At 40.4% G+C, this 20,058-nt stretch carries 18 protein-coding genes; 11 read left to right on the forward strand and 7 right to left on the reverse strand.

The annotated features are described in order from the left end of the window. Window positions 1-77 precede the first annotated feature (77 nt). Complete coding sequence (locus U735_RS0118625; protein ID WP_031445268.1) at window positions 78-263, forward strand: hypothetical protein; 186 nt, start codon at window positions 78-80, stop codon at window positions 261-263. A gap of 556 nt (window positions 264-819) precedes the next feature. Continuing rightward, window positions 820-1,275 (forward strand): DUF4890 domain-containing protein, encoded by a 456-nt coding sequence (locus U735_RS0118640; RefSeq protein WP_031445270.1) that lies wholly within the window; start codon window positions 820-822, stop codon window positions 1,273-1,275. Between the two features lie 74 nt (window positions 1,276-1,349). Here the strand turns inward: U735_RS0118640 and hemL are convergent, their stop codons facing one another. From hemL to U735_RS0118655, 3 genes are read right to left on the reverse strand one after another with little or no spacing between them, the layout of a single operon-like run. Beyond that, on the reverse strand, window positions 1,350-2,639 hold the full coding sequence (gene hemL, locus U735_RS0118645; RefSeq protein ID WP_031445271.1) for a glutamate-1-semialdehyde 2,1-aminomutase: 1,290 nt from the start codon (window positions 2,637-2,639) through the stop codon (window positions 1,350-1,352). 3 nt (window positions 2,640-2,642) lie between these two features. Beyond that, window positions 2,643-3,491 (reverse strand): glucosaminidase domain-containing protein, encoded by an 849-nt coding sequence (locus U735_RS0118650; protein ID WP_031445272.1) that lies wholly within the window; start codon window positions 3,489-3,491, stop codon window positions 2,643-2,645. After that, window positions 3,488-4,393: a 1-aminocyclopropane-1-carboxylate deaminase/D-cysteine desulfhydrase gene (locus U735_RS0118655; RefSeq protein ID WP_034248595.1), complete on the reverse strand. Its 906-nt coding sequence runs from the start codon at window positions 4,391-4,393 to the stop codon at window positions 3,488-3,490. Before U735_RS0118655 ends, U735_RS0118650 begins: the two co-directional genes overlap by 4 nt. A gap of 522 nt (window positions 4,394-4,915) precedes the next feature. Between U735_RS0118655 and U735_RS25795 the strand changes: the two genes are divergently transcribed. The 4 genes from U735_RS25795 to U735_RS0118685 all read left to right on the forward strand — a co-directional run bounded on the left by U735_RS25795 (window position 4,916) and on the right by U735_RS0118685 (window position 9,043). Next, a complete protein-coding gene (locus U735_RS25795; RefSeq protein WP_180994043.1) occupies window positions 4,916-5,083 on the forward strand; it encodes a DUF5522 domain-containing protein in 168 nt (55 codons plus the stop codon). Window positions 5,084-5,151: 68 nt separating this feature from the next. After that, entirely contained in the window at window positions 5,152-5,712 is a 561-nt protein-coding gene (locus U735_RS0118670) for a DUF4136 domain-containing protein (RefSeq protein WP_031445275.1), read from the forward strand. A gap of 251 nt (window positions 5,713-5,963) precedes the next feature. Further along, window positions 5,964-7,715, forward strand: coding sequence for an aromatic amino acid hydroxylase (locus U735_RS0118680; RefSeq protein ID WP_031445276.1), 1,752 nt, complete (start codon window positions 5,964-5,966; stop codon window positions 7,713-7,715). Window positions 7,716-7,777: 62 nt separating this feature from the next. Continuing rightward, window positions 7,778-9,043, forward strand: coding sequence for a glucuronyl esterase domain-containing protein (locus U735_RS0118685; RefSeq protein ID WP_031445277.1), 1,266 nt, complete (start codon window positions 7,778-7,780; stop codon window positions 9,041-9,043). 27 nt (window positions 9,044-9,070) lie between these two features. Here U735_RS0118685 and U735_RS0118690 read toward each other — a convergent pair whose 3' ends face one another. The 3 genes from U735_RS0118690 to alaS form a co-directional block, all read right to left on the reverse strand. Next, complete coding sequence (locus tag U735_RS0118690) at window positions 9,071-9,682, reverse strand: DUF4230 domain-containing protein (protein WP_031445278.1); 612 nt, start codon at window positions 9,680-9,682, stop codon at window positions 9,071-9,073. Window positions 9,683-9,685: 3 nt separating this feature from the next. Continuing rightward, window positions 9,686-10,630, reverse strand: coding sequence for a GSCFA domain-containing protein (locus U735_RS0118695; protein WP_031445279.1), 945 nt, complete (start codon window positions 10,628-10,630; stop codon window positions 9,686-9,688). An 83-nt stretch (window positions 10,631-10,713) separates the two neighbouring features. Then, complete coding sequence (alaS, locus tag U735_RS0118700) at window positions 10,714-13,329, reverse strand: alanine--tRNA ligase (RefSeq protein WP_031445280.1); 2,616 nt, start codon at window positions 13,327-13,329, stop codon at window positions 10,714-10,716. 104 nt (window positions 13,330-13,433) lie between these two features. Here alaS and U735_RS0118705 point away from each other — a divergent pair, with 104 nt between their 5' ends. Genes U735_RS0118705 through U735_RS0118725 form a run of 5 tightly spaced genes read left to right on the forward strand, consistent with a single transcriptional unit; the run spans window position 13,434 to window position 16,578 of the window. After that, a complete protein-coding gene (locus U735_RS0118705) occupies window positions 13,434-14,411 on the forward strand; it encodes a M23 family metallopeptidase (RefSeq protein ID WP_031445281.1) in 978 nt (325 codons plus the stop codon). Next, window positions 14,411-14,740, forward strand: coding sequence for a MerR family transcriptional regulator (locus U735_RS0118710; protein ID WP_031445282.1), 330 nt, complete (start codon window positions 14,411-14,413; stop codon window positions 14,738-14,740). The genes U735_RS0118705 and U735_RS0118710 overlap by 1 nt, the downstream gene beginning before the upstream one ends. A gap of 21 nt (window positions 14,741-14,761) precedes the next feature. Further along, window positions 14,762-15,361 (forward strand): LemA family protein, encoded by a 600-nt coding sequence (locus U735_RS0118715; RefSeq protein ID WP_031445283.1) that lies wholly within the window; start codon window positions 14,762-14,764, stop codon window positions 15,359-15,361. Window positions 15,362-15,368: 7 nt separating this feature from the next. Then, entirely contained in the window at window positions 15,369-15,806 is a 438-nt protein-coding gene (locus U735_RS0118720; RefSeq protein ID WP_031445284.1) for a TPM domain-containing protein, read from the forward strand. Continuing rightward, window positions 15,787-16,578 carry a TPM domain-containing protein gene (locus U735_RS0118725; RefSeq protein WP_031445285.1) on the forward strand — a complete coding sequence of 264 codons (792 nt, stop codon included), beginning with the start codon at window positions 15,787-15,789 and terminating at the stop codon, window positions 16,576-16,578. Before U735_RS0118720 ends, U735_RS0118725 begins: the two co-directional genes overlap by 20 nt. Before the next feature lie 605 nt (window positions 16,579-17,183). On the opposite strand, the gene U735_RS0118730 is transcribed toward U735_RS0118725, so the two are convergent. Further along, on the reverse strand, window positions 17,184-19,946 hold the full coding sequence (locus tag U735_RS0118730; protein ID WP_031445286.1) for an outer membrane beta-barrel protein: 2,763 nt from the start codon (window positions 19,944-19,946) through the stop codon (window positions 17,184-17,186). Between the last annotated feature and the right edge of the window lie 112 nt (window positions 19,947-20,058).

Here is a 20,058-nt window from a genome sequence, read left to right on the forward strand (position 1 = left end):
GTAAAATTTAACAATATTTATTTTCCGGCATTTAATATTTTTCCTACTTTCAGACCTTTATTAATACCCCCCAATCTATGTCCTATAAAATAAAAAGCTTATTGTATTTTATTTGTTTTGTAGCTTCAGCTGTTTTGTACTATGCCTTGGAGCCCGAAAATAACAATAAAAACAATAGGGATTCGGCAGAAATCATTGAGCTCCCATCCGATAATTTGGATCTTGACTATCAGTTGGCAAAACTGGAGAAAATTCAGGAATAAGTCCACTTCTGCTCTCTTTTAAAATTCACGACCACATTTATTGGTCATTTTACAACAACTTTAAATAGGTTTCACAACATTGGCCAATTTGGAGGCAATAGATTATATATCTTAGAGGTATAATAAAAACCCCAAATCTATGTCCTACAAAATAAAAAGTCTCTTATATTTTATTTGTTTTTTCGTATCCGCATTGGTTTATAATAATCTGACTGACAATACTGAAGCAAATAAAGACTTGATCTCAATTGAAAAATCGGAAGTTACTACAGAAGCTTTGGCCAGTAACTCTGAAAACCACTTGATAAACGTACAATAACAACAATCCAATAATTTGTTTTGAAAAAGGGCATAAACCAAGGTTTATGCCCTTTTTAAATTTGCCAATACACCTATCCCTAATCCGTTAGGGACTAAATAATTTGCCTTCAACATTACTTATCCTCCCCTCACATCCATATATGACAGCTGTTAAAATTGCCATAAAATAAACCTTCCCGTTAAACCAATCCAATATCATATTGTCCTATATACAAAACAGTAAATAATAAATAATATGAAAAAGATAGTTGTATTAATTGTATTGATGGCCGGTATAACCGCCATGGCACAAAAACCAGAACGAGAAAGAGGCCACAGAGGCGATATGAAGGATATGAGCCCTGAACAAATTGCCACCCTGCAAACGAAGCAGATGACCCTGGCCCTGGACCTTAGCGATGCCCAACAAAAGGAAATTCAAAGTATAAACCTGGAAAATGCCGTGAAACGTTCGGAGAAAATGGATGAAATGAAGGCGAGAAAAGAAAGTGGCGAGGCTAAAAAATTAACTTCTGAAGAGCGTTATGCCATGAAAACTGCCATGCTGGATCATCAGATAGCCCAAAAAGAAAAGATGAAGAAAATATTGAACAAGGAGCAATATGAGAAATGGGAAAAGATGAAAAAAAACCGGGAAGGCCATAGAAAAGGTAGAGGAATGGAGGAAAAGGGCAAAAGGTCTGGAAAATAAAACTTCTTCCCCTCTTTAATACAGAAGGCTAAATAGGCAGATTGGTGTCTATTTAGCCTTCTTACTTTTATTGATCAATGTAGATCCTTGGCAATATTGGCGAGCGCGGCGATGGTCTCGTCCAAATCTTCATAACTTAGGGCATCGTTTAAGAAGTAACTTTCAAACGCACTTGGCGGCAAGTATATCCCCTGGTTGAGCATACCGTGGAAATATTTCTTAAAAACGGCATTGTTGCCTTTGGCCGATGTTTCAAAATCTACCACTGGTTCTTCTGTAAAATGTATAGAGATCATGGAGCCGAACCTATTCATCTGAAAAGGAATATGATTATCCGTCAACACCTTTGCCATTCCTTTTCCCAAGTATTTGGTCTTATCGGCCAAACTCCTAAAAACTTCAGGGTTATTGTTCAATTCGGTCAACATTGCCAATCCGGCACTCATTGCCAAGGGGTTTCCGCTTAAAGTTCCCGCTTGATACACTGGACCATCAGGAGCCAAATGCCCCATGATCTCCTCTCTGGCCGCAAAAGCACCAACAGGCAATCCTCCTCCAATAACCTTCCCAAAAGTAACAATATCGGCATCTACCCCCAATACTTCCTGGGCACCTCCTTTTGCCAATCTGAACCCGGTCATAACCTCATCAAAAATCAGCAATATATCCTCTTGGTCACAAAGTTCACGCAACCCCTTAATAAAATTTTCTTCCGGAATAATACATCCCATATTACCGGCTACGGGCTCAATAATAATGGCGGCAATTTCTCCTTTATTGGCAGCAGCCAAGGCCTTTACACTTTCCAGATTATTATACGCCGCCAAAAGGGTATCCTTTGCAGTGCCCTGGGTAACCCCGGGACTATTTGGACTACCAAAGGTAACCGCCCCACTTCCGGCTTGAATTAAAAAGGAATCCGAATGACCGTGGTAGCATCCTGCAAACTTTATTATTTTGTCCTTTCCCGTAAATCCCCTGGCCAAACGCACAGCACTCATGCAGGCTTCCGTTCCACTGTTTACAAAACGTATCTTATCTATATTGGGGACCATGGAAACCGCCAGCTTTGCCAATTGGGTTTCTATTTCCGTTGGCATTCCGAACGAAGTTCCCTTTTTTGCCTTCTCAATAACCGCATCTATTACGGGAGCATAGGCATGGCCCAAGATGAGCGGCCCCCAGGATGCAATGTAATCTATTAATCTGTTGCCATCCTCATCATACAAATATGCCCCTTTGGCCTCCTTCACAAATACAGGATTACCTCCAACGGCCTTAAAGGCCCTAACAGGGGAATTTACCCCTCCAGGAATATAACGCTGTGCTTCAGCAAATAAAGCACTGCTTCTTCTATAAATCATAGATTATCTAATTTTTTCAGATTTAACCGTCAATTTTTGGCCCTCGGCCAAATTACTATTGTTCATATTGTTCAACTTCATCAATTCCGGGATGGAGACAAAATAGCGCTTGGAAATGGAATATAGGGTATCTCCCTTTTGAACCACATGAATTTTATGTTCGTACTGTTTCGGTTCCTTTTTTACAATTGCCCCAGACTTTACAACCGTCCTGTCATATTTATCCAATTCATAACGCTCTATAAGCGCGATCAACTTATGGGGATATTTACGGTCCGTTGCATAACCGGCCTCTTTTAAACCATAGGCCCACGCCTTATAATCATCGTGATCCAAGTCGAACAAAAAAGCATATCTGGCACGGGAGGACAAGAATATACTATGATCCCTAAAGGAATACATGGGATGGTTATATTTCCTAAAACATTCCCCTTTTTCATCGTCATCATGAAAATCATAATCCCCTTCCCAACCGGTATGGCATTTTATTCCAAAATGATTATTGGTCTTGGCGCCCAGGACGCCTCTCCCTGCACCACTTTCCAGGATGCCCTGTGCCAAGGTAATACTGGCAGGTATACCATAAGCTTTCATTTCAAATTGGGCTATTTCCGCAAAGGTCTCTATATATTCCTCAGTAGAATTAACCGTGAACTTTACAAATTTGCCATTGTCCTCCGGCAAGGCATAGGCTGCCTCAGTTTTGGATTCGTCTAGCGGTTTGGACTCCGGTCCGGTAGTAACTGTAGTGGTCCTTGGATCTGGTTTTTTAGCATAAGTGGTTCGCTTTTTAACACCGCAACTCACTAGAAACAAACCCAATATTGTTGTTAACGCTATTCTTTTTATCATACTTTTATTAATGGAAGATTCTTCTTTTTTAAAACTAAATTCATTCCTGCTATCCCCTGCAGACCACCACTGTGTATCGCCAAAATTTTGGTTCCTGGTTTAAAATAATCATTTTTTACCAAATCCAAAATACCATACAAAAGCTTCCCTGTATAAATAGGATCTGTAGGAATATTGGTCTTGTCCTTAAAATAATTAATAAACCCTATAAGCGCTTCAGAAACTTTGGCATAACCCCCAAAATGATAATCGGTATTGATTTCCCAGTTTTCTTTGGCCGTAAAATTACGAATATCTTTTTTCAAAAAATCACCTTTTAGGGAAGGAAAGCCTATAATTCTCTGATAATGAAGTGAAGAATTAATAATTCCGGCCAAGGTTCCACCGGTTCCTACACTGGAGCAAAGCACGTTAAAATCCTTGTCCTCTGGAGTCAATATCTCCTCACACCCCTTAACGGCAAGCGAATTAGTGCCGCCCTCGGGAATCAGGTAATAGGGTCCCAATTCCTTGTCCAAAAGCTCCAAAAAAGAAGGTTCTGTCTTGCGCCTATACGCCTCCCTTGAAATAAACTTAAAATCCATACCATGTCTATGAGCCTGTGACAAGGTTGGATTAAGCATCCAATTTTGACTTAGTTCCTCCCCCCTGATAACCCCAATGGTCTTAATCCCGAACAAATTTCCGGCATATGCAGTCGCGGCAATATGGTTGGAATAGGCCCCACCAAAAGTTAAAATGGTATCCAAGCCCTTTTGCTTGGCATCTAAAATATTATACTTAAGTTTTCGGTATTTATTTCCGGAAATAAACGGGTGTATCAGGTCTTCCCTTTTTACCACCAAGGAAACCTGTTTTTTGTTTAGAATAGAAAGGTCTACTTCCTGATTTATTGCCTGCACTCCTAGGGCTTTTGACCCCAAAGATATTTAATAAAACTAAAAGTACTTCTCTCTTGCAGATAATATAAATTAGTTTCATTAGCGTAGGCCTCCCTTTCAAAGCTTATATTTTGATAGGCCTTGTAAGCATCAAAATGAATGAGGTACCTTATAATGCCTTCCAATAAATACAAGAAATAAAAGGGGACAATCAATAGTTCCCTTTGTTGCCTTAGGTGTATTTTTTCGTGATTAAGAAGCGTAGCATCCTTTTTTAAAGAAGAGTTCTTCAAAATAATGAAGGGCCACAGGGAGAGACCAACATAGTTCTTGTAAAATAAATGTTTAAAAACTAAAATCATTCTTTCGGATAAATATCACGCATATCAAAGATAAATGGGCAATTCGTAAAAACTTTCCATAATCGACTTACTACGAACAAAATAGGTTCAAATACAAAAAGTATGCTAAACTTTGTTAAATGGATCCCAACTTAAATGACCAGCTTAAATTATTTGGTATAAATCCCATAAATTTACATCGATGAAGAAATTTATACCACTGGAGGAAGGGGATTTTTACCTTTCAGAGGAAGGATACAAGGTTTTTACAAAACAATATCATCTAAAAAGGGGGTATTGTTGCGAAAGTGGCTGCAGACATTGTCCTTACGGCTATAATCAAAAAACGAATGCACGGGGCCATAATTAAGGTATTCGGCATGATTTTTGAGTTTGGTTACATTGAATATTACAAGTACTAATTCAAATATAATAGCTATGAAAAAGATTAAATTTTTAGTCGTTCCGATCATGGTACTGCTCTTCGCCAGTTCCTGCACATCGGTACGTGTATTATCGGATTATGATAAAGAAGCAAATTTTAATTCGTTCAAAACCTATGCCTTTTATAAAACTGGGATAGACAAGGCCCAGATTTCAGATTTGGACAAAAAGAGAATATTAAAGGCCATTGATGCAGAAATGAGCTCTAGAGGTTACGTAAAATCTGAAAATCCTGATATGCTATTGAGCATTTTTACCAAGGAAAGACAACAGGTAGATGTGTACAGCAACTATTGGGGCGCAGGCTTTTATGGTTGGGGCTGGTCCCCCTTTTACTGGGGATCTCCATTTTACGGAGGAAACAATGTTAGCACCAGGACCGAAGGCTCTTTATATATAGACATCATAGATGCCCAGAACAAGGAACTGGTTTGGCAAGGAAGGGGTGTTGGCACCTTGAACAACATTAGAAATATGGAAAAGAAAGAGAAAAGGATCAAAGAATTCGTTTCTGAAATATTGGAAGCCTATCCTCCCGGATCAGCTGTGAATTAAATATTTTACATAGAAAACACTTAATACCTAGAGCATCTTTAGTTGATTTTTTAGATTAAATTCTCCCTAATTCCCTTCCCATTCAGGAAGGGATTTTTTTTTGATTCCCCTCCAAAAGATAGGTTATCCAAAACTGCCATTAAACCATTTTTTAAGTGCCTTTTTACTTTCTTTAGCCATGTAATTACAAAAGGTCATTCTTGGGAGACACGGGCGCATTTTGTATCTTTAAAAGGAATAAAACACAATCTATGTCCTTTGAAAGCAACTTCATATTGGATAAGCTTCCCGAGCATTTGAAGCAATACATAAAACCGCAAAATTATGAGGATTATTCCCCTATAGATCAGGCGGTATGGCGATACGTAATGCGAAAAAATGTAGATTATCTAAGTAAGGTGGCCCATAAAAGTTATTTGGAAGGCCTAAACAAAACGGGGATTTCCATAGACTATATTCCCAATATGTACGGTATGAACCGTATTTTAAAAGAAATTGGGTGGGCTGCCGTGGCCGTGGATGGCTTTATTCCCCCTTCTGCCTTTATGGAATTCCAGGCCTACAATGTCTTGGTCATTGCGTCGGATATTCGACAATTGGAGCATATTGAATATACCCCCGCACCCGATATTATTCATGAAGGAGCTGGGCACGCCCCTATAATAGCCAATCCTGAATATGCGGAATACCTGCGTAGGTTTGGGGAGATTGGATGCAAGGCCATTTCCAGTGCCAAAGATTACGAACTATACGAAGCCGTAAGACATTTGTCCATTATAAAAGAAGCCGAAGGCACCCCTCAAGAGGACATAGATAAGGCCCAAAAGAAAATTGAGGACCTGCAATTGAATATGGGGGAACCCAGTGAAATGGCCCTGATTCGAAATCTTCATTGGTGGACCGTGGAATACGGGCTGATTGGTACTGTGGAGCGACCAAAAATATATGGTGCGGGTCTACTATCCTCTATTGGAGAAAGTGCCTGGTGCATGACCGACAAGGTCAAAAAAATTCCATATTCCCTAGAAGCAGCACATACTTCCTTTGATATAACCCAACCACAGCCCCAACTTTTTGTTACCCCGGACTTTGCCTACCTCAACCAAGTGTTGGAGGAGTTTGCCAACACCATGTCCTTGAGACAAGGTGGCTTAAGTGGCTTGGAAAAGCTTATCAACTCCAAGGAAATGGGCACCGTAGAGCTAAGTACTGGCCTGCAAATATCAGGACATTTTGAGAGTGCCATTGCCCATGAAGGAAAACCGGTCTATTTACAGACCAAAGGCAATACGGCCCTTGCCTACCGTGAAAAGGAATTGATAGGACACAGTATTAAGCAACATCCCAACGGTTTTGGTGCGCCAATAGGAAAATTGAAAGGCATAAATCTTGCTATAGAGGATATGAGTCCCCGCGACTTAAAGGCCTATAATATCTATGAAGGCGAAAAAGTGGACCTTGAATTTATAGGAGACATAAAAGTTTCAGGGGAAATTATTACGGGTACCAGAAACCTAAAGGGAGAAATTATTCTGATTACCTTGGCAAATTGCACGGTTACCCATAATGATAAAATCCTCTTCCATCCGCACCAGGGCTTATACCATATGGCTGTGGGGGAAAATATTGTTTCTGTATTTAATGGTCCTGCGGATTTAAAAAGTTTTGACCTGGTTACGCACAAAGTAACCGACACCACCTTAAAATCGGCCAAAACTGAAAAAAGAAAACAATTGGAACAATTATACAAGCAGGTCAGGGAATTTAGGGAAGGTAAAAATGTAACTATCTCCAGAAACAAAGTCTTCCAGGAAATAAAAGCCAACCACCCAGAAGATTGGTTGCTTTCGGTTGAATTGTACGAATTGGCAAAAAATAATGGCGACGGAATTTTTGCCAAAGATCTGAAAGCACACTTGGAAGCCCTTAAGTTCCAAAAACCACAATTAGGCCATCTGATAGACGACGGACTGGAGTTGGTAGACAAAAGTTTGGTTGTATAAACTAGGTCATTAGTTTCATTTGGATTCCCTATATTTATGCCGCTACCTTTAATAGATCTAAAATGAAGCTCTTAACTTGTTTTGTGTGTGCCTTTTTTATTTTGTCCATGTCCCCTCTGCTATCCCAAACCAATTATGACGAAAGCAAGGTCCCTTACTTTGAGGTGCCAGATCCGCTGACGACATTTAAAGGAAAAAAGATCAAATCGGTTAAAAAATGGGAAAAAGCAAGACGGCCGGAGCTACTTCATTTTTTTGAAAACAATGTATACGGCAAGATCCCCAAAACCCTTAAGATAGACTCCTATAACATTTTGGAACAGGACGACAATGCTCTTAACGGAAAAGCCAAGCGCAAGCAGGTAGAACTTACTTTTAAGAACAATGGCAAAACCTTGAGCTATACCATTTTGCTTTATCTGCCCAAGAATATAGCAAAGGCAGCCGTTTTTTTGGGCTATAATTTTTATGGCAACCATACGATTACGGAAGACAAGGCCGTATTGATTTCATCTGCCTGGGCCAATAACAATGAATCATTCCAAATTGAAAACAACACCTTGACCGAAGAGTCGAGGGGAAAAAGAACGAATCGTTGGGCAGTGGAAAAAATATTGGAAGCCGGTTACGGCCTAGCCACCATTTACTATGGCGAAGTAGATCCGGACAAAAATGATTTCTCGGACGGTATACACAGTCTCCTGTATCAACAAGACCAGAGTCGGCCCAAGCTGGACGAATGGGGCAGTATTGCGGCTTGGAGCTGGGGTATGGTAAGAGCGTTGGATTATTTTGAAAAGGATCCTGACGTAGATGCCTCCAAGGTAATATCTTTTGGCCATTCCCGATTGGGCAAAACATCGCTTTGGGCCGGGGTCATGGATAAAAGGTTTGCAGGGGTAATTTCGAACGACTCTGGCTGCGGGGGCGCAGCCATGTCCAAAAGAGAATTCGGAGAGACCCTAGCGGTTATAAACGAAAGGTTCCCACATTGGTTTTGCGATAATTTTAACCAGTACAGCAACAATGAGGAAGCCTTGCCGGTAGACCAACATCAATTATTGGCTCTTATTGCGCCGAGACCCCTTTATGTGGCCAGCGCCCAAGAAGACCAATGGGCAGACCCCAGGGGCGAGTTCCTTTCCGCTCATTATGCTACACAGGTTTACCACTTATACGATATGGAAGGAATAGAAACCATGGAAATGCCCAAGGTAAACGAGCCCATCCACAATACGGTCTCCTACCACATTCGCACCGGCAAGCATGATGTTACCGACTATGACTGGGAGAACTATATTAAGTGGGCAAATGCTTTTGTGAAATAATGGTCAACAATTCTATTCCGACCCAATTTAATTCAGCAACTTTAATTCATCAAAATTTTGGATGTTCCTATCCCCATAGGACAGTGTCCAACCCATTGAATTGGTAAGTACCAAAAATTTGGAAAGCTCGCTGAACAATCGGTTCTGTGCATTGGACTTTAAGGTAGAGGCCTCTATTTTTTTCAGGAGGGACGCATTAACATTCCGCTTAATTTTGTTGTAGTCCTCGGCATTGAACTGGTTTAAATAGTCTGCAGTAACATCGTAGTATTCAAAATCGGGGTTTATCTTAATTTCAGGTTCCGGGATACTTATTATCCGTAGGGTCTTGGTATCCTCGTTGATTTCGAATTTTACCAAACTTAAATCGTACCCCACAGTTACCTCGGCATTGACCACCACCAGTGCCTTTTTATCGGCAGTAATCAACGGGCCAAATAATTGCTGGGAATCCTTATAATTGTAAACTTCGGCAAAGTGCCCTTCGGTAACGATCAATTTGGAAACGTTATTGATCTGCTCTTGAATAAGCATGGAATTCTCTTTTAAAATCGACTTCTTTTCTTTCTCCTCAGAACAGGAACGAAAAATTAAAACAACAGCCAACGTAAGGATTACCCCGATAAATACTTTCTTCATGCACTAAAATTTCATATAAGGATACTTCTTTTGAAGGTACGTAATTTTTTGATCAAGTGCCTTAAGGAAATCCTGATGCTTTAGTGATTCAGGATTAAAAGGCCTGTGATTTAAGCCACTTTGCACAGCAGCCACCTTTTCCATAGTTGGCCACGCCTCTTGGGCGATCCATACAGAAACAAACTTTTCCCAGATATAGGTAATCGCCAGATCATTGGGATGCACCAGATCATTCCCGTAAAAGCGATAATCCCGAAGTTCGTCCATCATTAGTTCATAACTGGGGAAATACAAGGCATTCCCTTTTTTTATTATTTGATGAACAGCACTGATTAAATGTGCCTTACTTAGTTGATTTTCCAGAATTCCATCCTTTAAATGACGCACTGGCGAAACTGTAAAAACAATCTGGGTTTTTGTATTTATGGTTTGAATCTGGTGTATAATAGCTTCCAAACTTTGTACGATTTTTTCAATTGAAAGTAATTCTTTCTTAAAGGCCAACTGTGGAACCTTATGGCAATTGGCAACTTCTTTTCCACTCTCCTTCAATTGATAGGTCCATGCGGTCCCTAAAGTAATGAAGATGTGGGAAGCCTTGTTTATATATAATTTTGTTTCCGATAAACCCGAGTTTAAGCTACCGAGCAAATCTTCTTTTGCAACAGAGGACAAATCGGAATGTGCATCATAGCATTGCCAGCGCTCATTCAAAAAAAACACTTCTTCCTCTGTGTATGACTCTTCTTGAATTGCCCTGGAAATCAAGTTTTCAATTGCCAAAGGATGAAATAAAACTCCAAACGGATTTTGAAGTGCCCGGAATTTATAATACGCCAGCTTGTCCCCTATATTATTGGCAAAACAAGACCCCAACACTACTAATTGACTGTTATAATCAATCTGATTTTCAGCCTTTTTTAGAGGTATCTGTGTTTGAAGTTTCATTATTTAATTTTAAGCATTACCCTCCTTAAGCAACTCTAAAGCCTTCTTAAGATAATACAACTATTCAGATTCTTACTGCCGCCCTAAACTATATAAGCTTTGGCTTTCTCCAGCACCTCGCCAATCCCAGCTGGATTTTTACCTCCGGCGGTAGCAAAAAACGGTTGTCCGCCCCCGCCACCTTGAATGTACTTTCCAAGCTCCCGAACTATGGTTCCGGCATTCAATTTCCTCTGCTCTACCAATTCTTTGGAGATATAACAGGACAAAAGTGCTTTGCCCTCGTTCTCCGAGGCGAAAAGTAAAAATAGATCCTTTCTGTTCTGGCCCATCTCAAAGGAGATGTCCTTTATTCCTGCGGCATCCAAATCCACCTTCTTGGCCAAGAATTGAATTCCGTTCACTTTGGTAAGTTCATTGAGCAACTCGCCCTTCAAATTTTTAGCCTTCTCTTTTAATAGGTTCTCCAACTCTTTTTTCAACCTCAAATTTTCATCTTGCAAGGCCGTCAAAGCCTTAACTGGTTCCTGGGAATTGTTCAAGAGTTCCTTAATTTCCAAAAGGGTATTATTACTTTCGGAAAAGAAATCCTTGACCGCATCGGAGGTTATGGCCTCTATTCTCCGTATGCCCGCTGCCACAGCCCCTTCCGACCTAATTCTAAAATGCCAGATATCGGCAGTATTCTTCACATGGGTACCCCCACAAAGTTCTATGGATTGTCCAAAACGAATGGTCCTGACCGCATCGCCATATTTTTCCCCAAAAAGGGCCATTGCCCCTTGTTCCAAGGCCTTTTCCATGGGCACATTGCGCTGTTCCTCCAAAGGCAGGCCATTACTTATGCGGGCATTTACAAAACTTTCTATAGATGTAAGTTCATCCGTACTAAGTTTGGCAAAATGGGAAAAATCGAAACGCAGGTATTTGGAATGTACAGCAGAACCTTTTTGTTCCACATGGGTCCCCAGAATTTCACGTAGTGCCTGGTGCAATAAATGCGTGGCCGTATGGTTACATTCGGTTCTCTTGCGTTGCTTTGCATCTACCACAGCCTTAAATTTGCCCCCAGTGTCCTTGGGTAAATTTTTTGCAAAATGGACAATCTCGTTATTTTCTTTTTTGGTATCCAATATATATACCACATCGCCATTGGGGGCTTCCAAATACCCTTTGTCACCAACCTGCCCTCCCCCTTCGGGATAAAACGGGGTTAGGTTGAATACAATCTGATATTGCTCTCCCTCCTTCTTGGAAGTAACTTTTCTGTATTTTACAATTTTTACCGAGGTCTCCAAATTATCATAACCCACAAATTCCTGCTGCGGATCCTCGGCAAGAACGATCCAATCTTCTTTGGACACTTCAGATGCCGATCTGGAACGGTCCTTTTGCTCCTTCATGGCAGTCTCGAAACCTCTTTCATCCAGATCATATCCTCTTTCACTTAAAATAAGTGCTGTTAAATCGATAGGAAATCCGAAGGTATCATAAAGCTCGAAGGCTTTTCTACCATCTATTTTTTTGTCCTTGTTTTCGGCAACTATATTATCCAACAACAATAATCCCTGGTCCAAAGTCTTTAAAAAAGAATGTTCTTCTTCCTTGACCACATTTTCAATTAACTGTTGCTGGTCCTTAAGTTCTGGAAAGGATTTCCCCATGGTATCGGAAAGCACCTTTACCAATAGAAACATAAAAGGTTCCTTGGTGTTCAAAAAGGTGAAACCGTAACGAATGGCCCTTCGCAAAATTCTGCGGATTACATAGCCCGCGCCCGTATTACTGGGCAATTGTCCGTCCGCAATGGAAAATGAAACCGCACGTATATGATCGGCAATTACCCTTATGGCAATATTTATTTCTTCATCCTTCCCATATTTGGAATTGGTAATAGTCTCTATCTCCCTGATTATAGGGGTAAATACATCGGTATCGTAATTGGACTGCACACCCTGCATTACCATGCACAAACGTTCAAAGCCCATTCCGGTATCCACATGTTTGGCCGGCAAGGATTCCAATTGTCCGTTGGCCTTCCTATTGTACTGCATAAAAACCAGGTTCCAGATCTCAACGACCTGGGGGTGATCATTATTCACTAGCGAAGCACCGGATACTTTGGCCTTTTCCTCGGCCGAACGGATATCCACATGTATCTCCGAACATGGTCCACAGGGTCCTTGGTCTCCCATTTCCCAAAAATTATCTTTCTTGTTCCCAAAAAGAATCTTGTCCTTGGCGACTATCTTAGTCCAAAGCTCCAAGGCTTCCGTATCTTGGTCCAATTTATCGGCATCCTCACTTCCCTCAAAGACCGTTACGTAAAGGCTGTCCTTATCAATCTTGCACACTTCTGTTAAAAACTCCCACGCCCAGGCAATGGCCTCGGCCTTAAAGTAGTCCCCAAAACTCCAATTCCCCAACATTTCGAACATGGTATGGTGGTAGGTATCCTTCCCCACCTCTTCCAAATCGTTATGCTTGCCGCTAACCCTCAGACATTTTTGAGTGTCGGCCACACGAGTGTACTTAGGAATTGAATTTCCCAAGAAAAACTCCTTAAACTGATTCATGCCCGCATTGGTAAACATTAATGTTGGATCATCTTTGATGACCATAGGTGCAGAAGGAACAATTTTATGGTTTTTTTCCTTAAAAAATTCTAAAAACTTGGCTCTAATTTCTTGGGATTTCATGTAAATTGGTAAGCTTTTTATATATTTAACGGTTGTTAGAAAACATTTTGCAAATTTGCAAGTTATCTATAAACACGACCACAAAAATAGGATAAATTAGATACATGTCTAAGGTAAAATATTATTACGACCCGGACACCCTATCTTACCGTAAGATAGAACCCAGAAAATCCAGAAGATATAGAAATATTGCTCTATTTTTTCTAGGGTCATTTCTATTTGGATTTTTAGGCCTTATATTGCTCTTAAATACTAATTTGGTAAACACCCCACGCGAACTTTCCTTGGCCAGGGAGGTAAAAAATTACGAACTTCAATTCGAATTGCTGGGCAAAAAAATGGAGCAGATAGAAAATGTACTGGCCAATATTGAGGACAGGGACAACAACATCTACAGATTGTATTTCGAGGCCAACCCCATTCCTGAAGAACAGAGAAGAGCAGGATTTGGAGGTGTAAACAGGTACAAATCCCTTGAAGGCTTCAACAATTCCGATATGATCATCGCCACTACCAAAAGGCTGGATATTATCCAAAAACAAATGGTAATACAATCCAAATCACTTGATGAAATTACCAAACTGGCAGAGGAAAAAGAGAAGTTATTGGCGGCAATTCCTGCCATACAACCTATAAAAAACGAAGATCTTACGCGGATGGCATCTGGTTACGGTTGGCGATCCGACCCATTTACCAAAGCTAGGAAAATGCACTGGGGAATGGATTTCACTTCCCCTAAAGGTACTCCTATTTATGCCTCGGGCGACGGAACTATTACGCGGGCAGACAACAATGCCTCAGGCTACGGGAAACACATAAGAATAGATCACGGTTATGGATATATGAGCCTTTACGGTCATTTAAGTCAGTACAACGTCAAAGCCCGCCAAAAAGTAAAAAGGGGCGACCTCATCGGTTTTGTGGGCAACACTGGAAGATCAGAGGCGCCACACCTTCATTATGAGGTTTGGAAAGATGACGAACGCATTAACCCCATCAACTTCTACTACGGCAGTTTAACCGCTGAGGAATTCGAAAATATGTTGAAATACGCGAACCAAGAAAACCAATCCCTGGATTAATGCACATAGATCTTCCGGAAAAACGATATTATGGCATTGGTGAAGTGGCCGATGCCTTTGATGTGAACACCTCACTTATCCGTTTTTGGGAGAAGGAGTTCGATGTGCTCAAGCCTAAAAAAAACGCAAAGGGCAATAGAAAATTCACACCCCAGGACATTAAAAACCTGCAACTTATCTACCATTTGGTAAAAGAGCGCGGTTTTACCCTGGAAGGTGCCAAAACCCATTTAAAGGAAGATAAATTAAAGACTTTATCTACCTTTGATGTAATCCAAAAATTGGAAAAGGTTAAGGCAGAACTGATCAAAATTAAGAACCAACTATAAATAACACTAAATACACTGATCATGAAAAAATGGTTAATTCCAGTAATTATCCTTGCCGTTATAGGAATAGGTTTGTACCAATGGGCCGTAGGCTTTAACAACACAGCTATTAAACTTAAAGAAACCTCTACCCAGACATGGGCCAATGTGGAGAGCGCATACCAAAGACGAAACGATCTTATTGGCAACCTGGTCAAGACGGTACAAGGTGCAGCGGATTTCGAAAAAGGCACCCTTACAGCGGTGATAGAAGCTAGGGCAAAAGCCACCTCCGTTAGTATAGACCCCACGAACATAACCCCTGAGCAACTGGCAAAATTCAATGAGGTCCAGGGCGGACTTAGCGGTGCCCTAAAAAGTCTTTTGGTAACCGTGGAGCGTTATCCTGACCTGAAAGCCAACCAAAATTTCCTGGAACTGCAGTCCCAATTGGAAGGTACGGAAAACAGAATAAACATAGAACGAAATCGCTTTAACGAAAGCGTTCTGCCTTATAACAATCACATAAAAACCTTCCCCAATTCGGTATTGGCAGGCCTATTTAATTTTAATGAACTGGCTTACTTTAAATCGGAAGCCGGTGCAGAGCAGGCTCCAGACGTGAACTTCGAATTCAACTAAAAACAAGATGTCCAAAGTAGAAGATTTTTTAACGGCCAATGAGGAATTGGAAATAGTGAATGCTATTGTAGAGGCCGAAAAAAATACTTCCGGGGAAATAAGGGTCCATATTGAACCTATGTCCAAAAAACCCCATTTTGAACGGGCCCAAGAAGTATTCCACTATTTAAAAATGGACAATACCAAAGAAGAAAATGGGGTATTGATCTACATTGCAGTACATGACAAGAAGTTTGTTATTTATGGCGATAAGGGCATAGACCGGGTAGTACCCGATAATTTTTGGGACAATACCAAAACGATTCTGGAAAATCATTTTAAAAAGGGAGATTTTAAGCAAGGTATCATAGCAGGAATACTCATGGCCGGCAAGGAATTGGAGACCCATTTCCCTTGGCGACATAATAACACCAACGAATTAAGCAATGAAGTATCTAAAGGGTAGTCTCTTATTCCTGGTATTATGCAGCTTCTCCATAACTGTTGCCCAATTTAAAATTCCCGAAAAACCTAAGCTTCAGGAACAAACTAGCGTTTATGATTATATAAATTTACTCTCTACCGAACAAAAAACCAGTCTGGAACAAAAGCTTATCCGTTATTCGGACAGCACTTCCACCCAGATCGTAACGGCCATTATCTCCTCTACCCAAGGAGAAAATATAAACTTTTTAGGTGCCAACTGGGGCCATGCCTGGGGAATTGGTCAGGCCAAAGAGGACAACGGTATTTTAATTTTATTGGCCAGGGACGACAGGAAAATTGCCATTAATACAGGCTATGGAATAGAGCCCCTGCTAACAGATGCCCTTTCCAAACGCATTATAGAAACTGTCATTATACCAGAATTCAAATTGGGCAACTATTACGACGGACTCAACAAAGGGGCGGATGCCATTTTTGATGTGCTCAATGGAGAATTCAAGGAAGAGCGCAGTTTCGACAAAAGCCCAGGGTTTCCATTTCAGACCTTACTCCCTTTCATTATTTTTATAGTAATCCTCATTATACTTTCCAACAAAGGAAGAAGAGGTGGCGGTAAAGGAGGCAACCGAAAGGGCATGGACCTTTGGGACATTATTGTACTCAGCAATATGGGCCGGGGCGGCTATAGATCAGGGTCTTCAGGAGGTGGCTTTGGCAGCGGAGGCGGTGGTTTCGGAGGAGGCTTCGGCGGTGGCGGCTTTGGTGGCGGTGGCTCCTCTGGGGGATGGTGATTTTTCAATGTTTCAATGTACCAATGTTTCAATGTACCAATGTACCAATGTACCAATGTTTTAATGTAACAATTGCTTAATTTGAAAATGGGTCGATTTGGCGATTTGAAACACATATAACCACAAAATCCACAATCCAGAAACAATTCAAACTAGAGACTAGAAGTAAAAAAAGGCGGAAGTGACCAGTGTCCAAAAGAATGTAACAATGGTTTAATGTGATGATTTGGAAATGGAACAATGAATCAATGTAACAATTTACCAATGTAGTAATGTAGCAATGACTTAATTTGAAAATGGGTCGATTTGGCGATTTGAAACACGTAGAACCACATAATCTTCAATACAGAAACAATTCAAATTAGAAACTAGAGACTAGAAGTAAAAAAAGGCGGAAGTGGCCCATATCCAAAAGAATGCAACAATGGTTTAATGTGATGATTTGGAAATGGAACAATGAATCAATGTACCAATGTACCAATGTACCAATGTTTTAATGTAGCAATGGCTTAATTTGAAAATGGGTCAATTTGGCGATTTGAAACACCTCGAACCACAAAATCTTCAATACAGAAACCCTTCAAACCAGGTACACCTCAAAAACATTAATTGTAATGACCTCTTCTACCTCCAACATCAGGTTTTTTGCCCCCAAACTGATCAAACTTATAGGTAAAGCTTGCCATAAAATATTGCTGCAGCACAGTACCTTGAAAATCCTGAATAAAATCTTCCCCTGTAGTCCTACGGGTATTTATATTTTGATCTAGCAAGTCATAGGCCAAAACCTTTAAAGTGCCCTTGTCATCCAGCACTTGAAGTCCCAAGCTCATATTCCAAAAAAGGGCATCCTTTCTAAATCCTGGACCCACATTGCCATTATAACTATATTTTAAATCATTGCCCCAAATTAAATTTTTGGGCCAATAGGTCGTAACCCTTAGACTGGCATTCTGGGAGGTGAATTTTATATCCTCAACACTTTCCAAATTATAGGTGGTATTGTTAAAGCCTATACCATATCCGGGTTCAATCTCTAACTGTTCCTTATAATTATAGGTAGTTGAAACATAGGGCGTAACATCAAAACTTTTTGCCTTTAATTCCACTCCATTGGTGAAACTTACCTGCCTACCATAACTCAATCTTGGCCTTACATTGAATTTAAGGGTATATAGACTGTCTTTCTTTATTTGCTTGGAATACCCTACACCCCCGTATCCGCTATAATTGCCATCCACATTGGTATAACGGGTAGTCCTTAAAAAATTATCGTCCGTTGTGGAGATAGCAGACACCCTATCCTTTTGGATATCAAATCCGGTATAAAGAAAAATTCCGGTTCTATCCTTCCAATTATAATTATTGTAATTAAAATCAACGCCATGGTTAATACTCGGCAGTAAATTGGGATTCCCTATTACCACGTTCAATGGATCGTTGATATTGGGCACAGGTTGTAATTGATTTACAGATGGCACATTTAGACTGGAGTTATACCTAAGGTAAATACGTTTGTTCTTACCTAAATTATACCTTACTCTAGTCCTGAACAATAAATTCTTATAAGAATTGGAAAAAGAGGTATTCTGAAGAAAGTCTTCATTCTTAAGTTCCGTCATCACATAGGAGGCATCGGCCCTAATATTCAATTTTTCTCCATCACTACGCACTCCAAAAGATGGTGACTGTTGAATATTTCCGAAAGTAAAATCAGAACTCAAGGCGGTATTAAAATCGGTATAACCATTAGTATTGGTATCAAAATCCATTACTTCCTTGGCATTGTCCCTTTGGTCGTTTCTATATTCATAGCCAAATTCCAAAAACAACTTGCTGGTCAAGGGCTGTCTATATTCCACCTCCAGTTCATAGGAATTTCTTTTATTGTCTATCTCCGAAAGTTGATCCAAGTTTTCTACACTTGGGTCGTCTCCAAATATCTCCCGGATAGAATTTAGGTTTGTAGTATTTACATTTTCAGAATTGTCATTGGAAAAATTAAAGCTGACCATTTTTCCAATGGTATCCAGCTTTTTCATAATGCCAAAACGGTTGGAAAAATTTCTTTGATGTCCGTCACTGACCGTTATCCTATCATTTCTGTTGATCAAATCCCCATTTTCATCCGTGGAAATCCTGTTATTACTATTAACGGAATTGGTCCTATTGATGCTCATGGAAGGCTCAACGGTAACCCGAAGGGTTTCATCCACGTCATAGTCTATATTTGCCGCCCCTCGGTTGGAATTGGTAGAACCCTCGAAATTGGATACGTTGTCCGTAAAATATCTACTATCGGGCAAGATGTTTTCCCTACTTGTTCTTTGGTCGTTATAGGAATCGCTATATCCAAAAAAGTAATTGGCATCGATCTTATATTCCCCCTTTTCAGAATTGGCATAACTGGTCCCTACGTTGGATGAAGTGGTTATTCCATTACCGAAATTATTGATTAGACCAGATTCCCGGGCTCCCGAATAGCCCCCGCTGGTATTTCCCACCATATCATAGATCTCATCAAAAGAAAATCCTGAATTGTTAATGTTGTTGGAGCTAGCAATAAAACTTACCCGCTTCTTATCGCTAAAGTAATTGAGCAGTCCGTTTACTTGATATCTTTCATCGGTACCATAACCTGCAGCCATTCTTCCCAAATAGCCTTTATTTTTATCCTCCTTTATGGTTAGATTAATGGTCTTATTTTCACCATCCCCGGCTTCCCCCGTAAACTCCTCGGTTTTGGTTTTGGTATCCATGATCTGGATCTTGCTTATAATGTCTTTGGGTAAGCTTTTGGTTGCTACCTTGGGGTCGTTACTAAAAAAAACCTGTCCGTTTACCAGTACTTGGTCTACTTCCTTGCCGTTCACGGTAATCTTACCGTCACTATCCACCTCTACCCCGGGCAACTTCTTCAGGACATCCTCTACAGAGGCATCTGGCTTTGTCTTAAAAGAATCCGCATTGAATTCCAAGGTGTCTTTTTTTATAGTGATCGGCACCCTATCGCCCACAACAAGAACAGCATCCAATTCCTGCGCCTGTTCCTCCAATTGCACATTCCCCAAATCTACCTGAGCCCCTAGTTTAACTTTAATATAATGAGGTTTGTACCCATTGTAGGAGAAAAATACATTTACCTCCTTGAGACTGGTATCCCCTTCCAGTTCAAACACTCCTTTTTGATCGGATACCGTATAGGAGACCAAAGTACTATCCTTTATAGATTCCGCATAAACCGTGGAGGCTTCCAATGGTGCCTTGGTCATTGCATCTACAATGGTCCCGCTCAACACAAAATCCTGGGAAAATGAAAGGCTAAAAAATAAAATGGAAAATAGAATAGAAAAGTGAAATTTCTTCATTTGGCAATACGGTCTTGGATTTTTGGTTGTATGGTAAGTCCCCAAAAATAACCCTTGACCTACTACTGCCCAAATGGTTAACAGAACTTTAAGACCGTAATAAAAAATTCTT

Source organism: Arenibacter algicola (assembly GCF_000733925.1).
Classification (GTDB): domain Bacteria; phylum Bacteroidota; class Bacteroidia; order Flavobacteriales; family Flavobacteriaceae; genus Arenibacter; species Arenibacter algicola.